At 74.0% G+C, this 5,915-nt stretch carries 4 protein-coding genes and 1 pseudogene; 3 read left to right on the forward strand and 2 right to left on the reverse strand.

Features of this window, described 5'->3' with window-relative positions; translation table 11 throughout:
* Positions 1-163: 163 nt before the first annotated feature.
* Complete coding sequence (locus ACFVGY_RS34580; RefSeq protein WP_385685496.1) at positions 164-1,855, forward strand: LCP family protein; 1,692 nt, start codon at positions 164-166, stop codon at positions 1,853-1,855.
* A 112-nt stretch (positions 1,856-1,967) separates the two neighbouring features.
* On the opposite strand, the gene ACFVGY_RS34585 is transcribed toward ACFVGY_RS34580, so the two are convergent.
* The gene (locus tag ACFVGY_RS34585) at positions 1,968-2,993 is read right to left on the reverse strand and encodes a glycosyltransferase family 2 protein (protein ID WP_385685499.1); all 1,026 of its coding nucleotides are present in this window, start codon (positions 2,991-2,993) and stop codon (positions 1,968-1,970) included.
* Positions 2,994-3,181: 188 nt separating this feature from the next.
* Here ACFVGY_RS34585 and ACFVGY_RS34590 point away from each other — a divergent pair, with 188 nt between their 5' ends.
* Complete coding sequence (locus tag ACFVGY_RS34590; RefSeq protein WP_385685502.1) at positions 3,182-4,753, forward strand: LCP family protein; 1,572 nt, start codon at positions 3,182-3,184, stop codon at positions 4,751-4,753.
* A gap of 110 nt (positions 4,754-4,863) precedes the next feature.
* On the opposite strand, the gene ACFVGY_RS34595 is transcribed toward ACFVGY_RS34590, so the two are convergent.
* On the reverse strand, positions 4,864-5,412 hold the full coding sequence (locus ACFVGY_RS34595) for an acyl-CoA thioesterase (protein ID WP_385685505.1): 549 nt from the start codon (positions 5,410-5,412) through the stop codon (positions 4,864-4,866).
* Between the two features lie 106 nt (positions 5,413-5,518).
* Between ACFVGY_RS34595 and ACFVGY_RS34600 the strand changes: the two are divergent.
* Positions 5,519-5,915: pseudogene (locus ACFVGY_RS34600) on the forward strand (hypothetical protein); the annotation flags it as partial.

A 5,915-nucleotide genomic window follows, 5' to 3' on the forward strand; every position in this document is an offset into this window, starting at 1 on the left:
GCGAGCCGCGCCCTCACCCCCCCCCACCCGCCACCCGCGGGGGGCGCGGCCGGCCGGCTCGGGCGCGGCATCGGCGCCGAGGGCGGGCCCCCCGCCCGCGCCGCCGCGGGGGGCCGCCGGGGCCGCCCCACCACAGTCATGAAGTGATTTCGAGGGGGGACCCGTGAGGAACAACAGCACGCGAGGGGAGGGGGCGCCCGCCCGGCCGGCCGACGACATATCCGGCGGCCCCTCCGACGGACCAGCCACGCCCGGTGCCGGCACGCCCGGCACCGGAGTGCCGGCGCCCCGGCGGGGCAAGCGGCGCATACTGCGCTGGACGGCCTCCGTCCTGGCCTTCCTCATACTGGCGACGGCGGCGGTGGGCTACCTCTACTACCGGCACCTCAACGGCAGCATCCAGACCGACGCGCTGAACCTCGGCGACAGCAAGCTGGGCGGGTCCAGGCCCAACGCCTTCGGGCAGACCCCGCTGAACATCCTCCTCATCGGCTCCGACGCCCGCGACGGCGCGGAGAACCAGGCCCTCGGCGGCGCCAGGGACACCTTCGACGGACCGCCCCTGGCGGACGTGCAGATGCTGCTGCACCTGTCCGCGGACCGCTCCAACATGTCCGTGGTGTCCATGCCGCGCGACACGCTGCTGAAGATGCCCAAGTGCACGGAGCCGGGCGGCAAGGTGTACCCGGCCAGCCGGGGCCTGGTCCAGACGAACGAGTCCCTCAGCCGCGGCGGCCCGGGCTGCACGGTCGCCGCCTGGCAGGAACTGACCAAGATCCCGATCGATCACTTCATGATGATCGACTTCAAGGGCGTCGTGACGATGGCGGACGCCATCGGCGGCGTCCCGGTGTGCGTCCAGGAGAACGTGCACTCCCGCACCAGGGACGGCAAGGGCTCCGGCCTGAAGCTGCCCAAGGGCGAGAACGTCATCCAGGGCGAGGTGGCCCTGCAGTGGCTGCGCACCCGCTACGGCTTCGAGGACGGCAGCGACATCGGCCGCGCCCACGCCCAGCACATGTACATGAACTCGATGGCCCGCGAGTTCCGCAAGAACGCCAAGCTGAGCAACCCGATGAAGCTCAACAGCCTGGCGCAGGCGGCCATCAAGGCCATGGTCGTCGACCCCGGCCTGAACAAGATCGACAAGCTGTACGACCTGAGCATGGAGCTCAAGAAGGTCGACCCGGGCCGGATCACCATGACGACCATGCCCTGGATCTACAGCCCGTCGGACTCCGCCCGGGTCGAGCCGAAGCCGGGCGAGGCCGAGGACCTGTTCCGGATGATCCGCGAGGACATCCCGCTGGACGGCAAGGGTCCCGAGCACCCGGGCGGCGCGGCCTCCCCGGCTCCGTCCTCCTCCGCCGCGACGCCCGGCGGCGCCGCGTCCGGCGCCCCGGCGGCCCCCTCCCAGCCCGCGGTCGACCAGGCCGCCCCGCCGGCGAGGATCCCGGTCACGGTGCGCAACGCCACCGGCGGCAAGGACGGCGCCCAGGGCAAGGTGAAGGGCCGGGCCTCCGAGGTCGTCGCGGTGCTGGCCGGCAAGGGCTTCACCAAGGCCGTCGCCGACAACCTGACCGGGTCCGAGGACACCACCGTGGTCCGCTTCTCCAGCCCGGACCTGGCCGGTGACGCGGCGGCCGTGGCCACCGCGCTCGGCCTGCCGGCCTCGGCGGTGCAGAAGGTCGACGACGCCTCCGGGATCGTCCTGCTCGTGGGCAAGGACTGGCGGACCGGCAACGCGCCGACCCCGCCGCCGCCCGCCCCGACCAAGGCCCCCGACTCGGCCCGCCCGCTCAACGGCGACAACGACAAGGAGTGCATGGCGATCCAGCCGGGCTTCACCTGGTAGCGCGGCCGCCCGCACGGAAGGGGGCCCGGTGCCACGGTCTGCACGACCGTGTCACCGGGCCCCTTCGTCCGTCGCGCGGGCTCCCGCCGGTCCCGGCGGGAGCACCAGGCCCTCAGGCCGCCGAGGGGTCCGGGCTCGGCGACGGGCGGCGGCTCGCGATGACCTTGTTCGCGAGCGAGCGCGGGCTGGTGAGGAAGCCGAAGCCCCACGACATGTGCATCGTGGCGATGGCCACCGGGATCTGCACGCGCGCCTTGAGGGAGAGGCCCTTGCCGGCCGGGATCGAGCCGAGCGCGATCCCCGCGAGGTAGCCGGCCGGGACCAGGAAGGCCCACGGGGTCACGGCCGCCCCCGCCACCACACCGGCCGCGAGCACGCAGACCGCGGTCGGCGGGGCCAGGTAGCGCATGTTGATCGAGCCCGCGTGGTAGCGGGCCACCACGTGCCGCCAGCGGCCGTAGTCCTTGTACTGCTTGGCGAGCGCCCGCACGGAGGGCCGCGGCCGGTACTGGACCTTCAGCTCCGGCGAGAACCAGATCAGCCCGCCGGCCTCGCGGATGCGGAAGTTCAGCTCCCAGTCCTGGGCCCGGATGAACTCCTCGTTGTAGCCGCCCGCCCGCTCCAGCGCCTCGCGCCGGAACACGCCCAGGTAGACCGTGTCCGCCGGGCCGGCCTTGCCACCGGTGTGGAAGGCCGCGTTGCCGACGCCGAGCTTCGAGGTCATCGCCGCGGCGACCGCCTGCTCCCAGGCGTTCTCGCCCTCGGCGTGCATGATGCCGCCGACGTTCTGCGCACCGGTCTCCTCCAGGAGGCGGACGGCGGTGGCGATGTAGTTCGGCGAGAGCATGCCGTGGCCGTCGACGCGTACCACGACGGGGTGGCGGGACGCCTTGATGGCGGCGTTGAGGGCGGCCGGGGTGCGGCCGGAGGGGTTCGGAACGGTGACGACGCGGGGGTCCTCGCGTACGAGCTCGGCGGCGATCTCGTCGGTGCGGTCCGTGGACGGCCCCAGCGCGATCACCACCTCCATCTCACCGGCGTACTCCTGTCCGAGGATGTGGCGGACGGAGTTGCGCAGGTGGCGCTCCTCGTTGAGCACCGGCATGATCACCGAGACTGCGGGCTGCTGGGCGGGCATGTGGTCCTTCAAGGTCGGGTATCGGTGTCACGTTACCGCGTACGGGGGAAACGGGTGCGCGCCGCCTGATCGGTGGGGACAGAGGCTGATCGTATGGGCCTACTGTTCTGACGATCTGACCATTATGTCTGCTTTGCCCTTCTCGGTCCGTCCTGTCGGCCCCGGCTGCCCCCGCGGAGGTGTCCCCCGTGCCCCAGCCACCCCGTCCTCCCCGACCTGCCCGGCCCGCGCACCTGACCCCGCACCCCCGGCCGCACCCGCGGCCGCAGCCGCCGCCGCAGCGCACCCGGCGCGGCCGGGCCACGGACCGCCGCCGGACCGACCGGCCGGACCGCCCCCGCGGCGACCGGCCCCGGTGGGGGGTACGGCTCGCGGGCGGACTGGCGGCGGTCGTCCTGGGCTCCGGGGCCGTCGGGCACGCGGTCATGACCGGCCTGGACACCGGCATCGAGCGGGTGGACCCGTTCAAGGACATGAAGAACCGCCCCCAGGCCGGGCACGGCCTGAACTTCCTCCTCGTCGGCACCGACGGCCGCGACCGGATCAGCCGCGAGGACCGGCGCGAGTACCGCCTCGGCGGCGCCCCCTGCCACTGCACCGACACCGTGATGCTGGTGCACCTCTCGGCCGACCGGGAGCGCGCCAGCGTCGTCAGCCTGCCCCGCGACAGCTACGCCGAGCTGCCCGCGCACCGCGACGGGGCCACCGGGAAGGAGCACGGCCCGCACCCGGCGAAGCTGAACGCCGCCTACGCCGAGGGCGGCCCCCAGCTGACCGTGCGCACCGTCGAGCACATGACCCGCGTCAAGATCGACCACTACCTGGAGGTCGACTTCACCAGCTTCATGAAGACGGTCGACGCGATGGGCGGCGTGGAGATCTGCACCGCCAAGGCCCTCACCGACCGGAACACCGGCCTGCACCTGCTGCCCGGCACCCACCGGCTGAGCGGCGGCCAGGCCCTGCAGTACGTACGCTCCCGCCACGTGGACGGCGCCGCCGACCTCGGCCGGATGCAGCGCCAGCAGCGGTTCATGGCCGCCCTCATCGACCAGGCCACCAGCGGCGGGGTGCTGCTGAACCCGGTGAAGTTCAAGGAGGTCAGCTCCACCCTGCTGGGCTCGGTACGGGCCGACCCCGGCTTCGGCTCGGAGCAGATGCTGGCCCTCGGCCAGGCCATGCGCGACTTCGCCCCGTCCTCGTCGGAGTTCGCCTCCGTGCCGATCGGGGACCCGTCCTTCCCGGTCAAGGGCATCGGCTCCACCGTGAAATGGGACGAGCGGAAGGCCGCCGAGCTCTTCGAGGCCCTGCGCCAGGACCGTCCGCTGGCCCCCGTCCCCGGGCCCGTCCGGCCCGGACAGCCGGCGCGCCCGCAGCAGCCGCCCGCGGTGCCCGTCGACGTACCGCCGGAGCGGATCCGGGTCCGGGTCGAGAACGGGACCCGGATCGACGGGCTGGGCGGCCGGGTGGACGCGGCGCTGCGCGCCACCGGCTTCGACACCACCGGCACCCCGGGCAACGGCGCCGGCCGCAACGTCAAACGCACGGTGATCGCGTACGACCCGCGCTGGGACCGGTCCGCCCGCACGGTGTCCGCCGCACTGCCGGGCAGCGAGCTGCGGGCCGTGCCGGGGCAGGGCCGGACGGTGCTGGTGATCGCCGGAACGGACTACCGGAAGGTCGTGCCGGTCCGGCCGGAGGACCCGCCCCAGGGACGGTTCGGGGTGCTGACCGGCGACCAGGTGGTCTGCGGCAGGTAGCCGACCCACCGGAACGACGGACGGCCTGAACGACGGCCGGCCGGCAGGACGACCGGCTGGCAGGACGACCGGCCGGCAGGACGATCGGCCCGGCACGGCCCGGCGGCGCGTCAGTCGTCGAAGCCCTGGGCGGCCCGCTCCTCGCGCAGCGCCATGATCGCCCGGCGCCGGGCGAGCCGGTGCGTACGGCGGATCATGGCCTCCTGGTAGCGCCGCTTGTCCTGGTCGGTCTCGGGGACCACGGGCGGGACGGTGCGCGGCTTGCCCTCGGCGTCCACGGCGGTGAAGACGAGGTAGGCGCTGCCGACCTGGGTGGCGGGGGTGGACTCGTTCCACCGCTCGGCCAGCACCCGTACGCCGATCTCCATCGAGGACCGGCCGGTCCAGTTGACCTGCGCCTTGACGTGAACCAGGTCACCCACGCGAACCGGGGCCAGGAAGGCCATCTCGTCCATGGAGGCGGTCACGGCCGCGCCGCCCGAGTGGCGGCCGGCGACGGCGCCCGCCGCGTCGTCGACGAGCTTCATGATCACACCGCCGTGCACCGTGCCCAGCAGGTTGGTGTCGTTGGCGGTCATGATGTGGCTGAGGGTGGTCCGCGAGGCCGAGGTGGGCTTTCCTTGCAGGTCGCCCGCCGTCACGCCCGGTATCTGTGTCATACCGCTACCTTAAAGCCGACGCGGATGCATCAGCTGTGCAACAGCACCGGCACGAAGCACGGACCGGGCTGTCGCCCACCTCCCGCGACCGGGCATCCTATGCGGCATGAACGAGTGGCCGGATGGGCGCGGTGACAACCGCAGCCGCGACGACGGGTACGGGCGCGGCAGCGCGCAGGCACAGCCGGAGGGCGCCCGGCGGATGCCGCACGTCCAGCGCCGCGGGCCGGGACTGCCGCAGCAGCCCCAGCGGCCCGCGCAGCCCCCGACCGCCCGGCCGGGCCGGCCGCCGGCGCCCCCGTACGGGGTGCCGCAGCAGCAGTCCCCCGGCCAGGACGGGTACGACGGCTACCACAGCGGCTATGACAGCGGCTACAACACCGGCCAGGTCTACGGCACGCCGCAGCGCAGCCCGCAGCAGCGCCCGGACGGTCCCGGCGGCGCCGGCGGCCCTGGCGGTCCCGGCGGGCCGGGGGCGCCCCCCGCGGCGCGGGGGGGGGGGG

Origin of the sequence: Streptomyces sp. NPDC127106, assembly GCF_042677605.1 — a bacterium.
GTDB lineage: Bacteria > Actinomycetota > Actinomycetes > Streptomycetales > Streptomycetaceae > Streptomyces.

Excerpts from the sequence above, each read along its gene's own strand:
- ACFVGY_RS34585 (WP_385685499.1), bottom strand. The coding sequence starts at position 2,993 with ATGCCCGCCCAGCAGCCCGCAGTCTCGGTGATCATGCCGGTGCTCAAC.
- ACFVGY_RS34595 (WP_385685505.1), bottom strand. The coding sequence starts at position 5,412 with ATGACACAGATACCGGGCGTGACGGCGGGCGACCTGCAAGGAAAGCCC.